The organism is Pedobacter sp. 01T416_2, from assembly GCF_056398925.1.
The window spans coordinates 1-2263 of sequence record NZ_JBFTQI010000887.1 but is presented as its reverse complement, the minus strand read 5'-3'; the positions used below and the strand labels follow the sequence as shown (position 1 = coordinate 2263).

Genomic DNA, 2263 nt, shown 5'->3' with positions numbered 1-2263 from the left:
CATTCCTTAAATGGTAAAAACAGATAACTAACCTAAATTTTTTTAATGATCTACAAATAAAGTAATCTATTAAAACAAAAAACGGCCGATAAATCAATATCGGCCGTTTGTCTTAAACTGGTGTTAACTTATTTCTTCTCAGCAATATATTTATCACTGAACTTTTTATCCAACTGTTTGTGTAGATTATCAAGATTAATATCCCTACCCTGAATAAAAGCCTGCTCCACTTTGTTGGTACGCATATCTAAAGCATCACCGGCAGAGATAAAGAAAGTAGCATCTTTGCCAGTTTCGATACTGCCCGTGGTTTTATCAATGCCCATCGCTTTTGCAGCGTTTAAGGTAATGGTTGATAAAGCTTTTTCTTTGTCCAAGCCCCAAGCCGTAACCGTACCGGCCATAAAAGGTAGGTTGCGCTGTTGCCAGTAACCATCAATACTCAATACCACATTTAAGCCTGCATTAGCCAATATTGCAGCATTTTTGTAAGGCATATTTACATCGTCGTCATTGTTGTTGGGTAAAGCATGAGGCTGTTTCACCACCAAGGTTATGTTGTTATCTTTCAGGAAATCGATGATCAGGTAAGCTTCGTCTGCACCGGTGATTACTGGCGTGATGCCAAATTTCTTAGCGAAATTAACGGCTGCTACAATATCCTTCTGACTATCGGCCGCGATGAATAATTTTTCGTTACCAGCGAATACTTTTTTCATCGCTTCGAATCGGGTATTAATTACTTCTGGTTTGCCCATTTCCGAATAGGCTTTTGCCTCGGCAAAGAAGGATATTAGCTGCACAATGGCAGCCTGCGTTCTTTCTGCTAAGCTTTCTGGCGATTGTTGCGGTCTGCCGAAAGCACCAAAACCACCTCTGAAACGTGGCGTAACTGGCCAGGTCATGTGCATGGCATCGTCGGTTTTAAGTGCTGCATCTTCCCAGTTCCAGGCATCGAGCTGAACAACTGATGAACTGCCCGAAACTGTACCGCCTTGTGGTGTTGGTTGAGCCATTAACACGCCATTGCTACGCAAGGTAGCCGGAACTTTCGAGTCGGTATTGTAAGCCACAATAGAACGGATGTGCGAGTTGAAATCGCCGATTTCCTGAAAATCCAATGTTGCTTTTACGGCTTCAATTTCGGTTAAACCCAGGTTGGTGGTTGCGGCAATAATGCCTGGGTAAATATGTTTACCTGTAGCCACAATGCGCATTACATCATCCTGTGGAACCTGTCCGTTGGCGGTAACCGAGATAATTTTTCCGTTGCCAAAAAGGATGGTGCCGTTTTCGATCACTGTTCCATTGCCAATATGCACGGTTGCACCTGTAATGGCAATGGTTTTGCTTTGTTTTTTAGCTGGCGATAGGTTTGCCTGTGCAAAACACATTAGGCTTGTTGCCGATAAAGCCAGACTGAATAAATATGTTTTCATGTTAGTGTGCATGTTCTTTCTCGGTTAATTCTGCTGAATAGTTTTCTAAAGTTTCGCAATTGTACAGGCGTGGTGCATCACCCAATGGGCGTTGTGTACGGCTACCTTTGCTTTTGCTCTCTAACATCTTTTGGATCAAGCGTGCTTTCTCTGCTTGTTGTGTTTTAATTACCAACGCATCTTTCTCTATATCCCAATAAGGAACACCATCTACAAAAGTTTTTTCTGCCCTGGCATAGATAGAAAGCGGATTGGCGGTCCAGATCACCACATCGGCATCTTTACCTGCTTTTAAACTGCCCACCTTATCATCAATGTGAAGCATTTTTGCCGGGTTTAAGGTTACAAACTTAAAAGCATCTTCTTCAGGAACGTTACCGTATAAAACTGATTTTCCTGCTTCCTGGTTTAAGTGACGGGCCATTTCGGCATCATCAGAATTGAAAGCCGTAGTTACACCAACATTATGCATAATTTTTCCATTGTAAGGGATGGCTTCGGCCACTTCGTTTTTATAAGCCCACCAATCGGAGAAGGTAGAACCTGCAATGCCGTGCGCTTTCATTTTATCGGCTACTTTGTAACCTTCTAAAATGTGCGTAAAGGTATTGATCTTGAATCCTAAGCTATCAGCCACATGAATTAACATATTGATCTCGCTCTGCACATAAGAGTGGCAGGTAATGAAACGTTTGTTGTTCAAAATCTCAACAATAGCATCTAATTCTAGATCTTTACGTACGCTGTTACCTTTCACTGATAAAGCTTTTTCATATTCTTTTGCACGGGTAAACTCATCCACAAAAGTTTGCTCAACACCCATA

The 2263-nt window shown here is 41.9% G+C and carries 2 protein-coding genes; both read right to left on the bottom strand.

Annotated elements, in window-relative coordinates:
• Nucleotides 1–128 precede the first annotated feature (128 nt).
• Nucleotides 129–1439, bottom strand: a complete 1311-nt coding sequence (locus tag AC1DPQ_RS25425; protein WP_477578521.1) for an amidohydrolase family protein — start codon at nt 1437–1439, stop codon at nt 129–131.
• Between the two features lies 1 nt (nt 1440).
• A partial coding sequence (locus tag AC1DPQ_RS25420; protein WP_477611269.1) for an amidohydrolase family protein occupies nt 1441–2263 on the bottom strand: 823 nt, incomplete at its 5' end.

What these genes read in the sequence shown, in the direction of transcription:
- AC1DPQ_RS25425 (WP_477578521.1), bottom strand. Translation starts at nt 1,439, where the DNA reads ATGAAAACATATTTATTCAGTCTGGCTTTATCGGCAACAAGCCTAATG.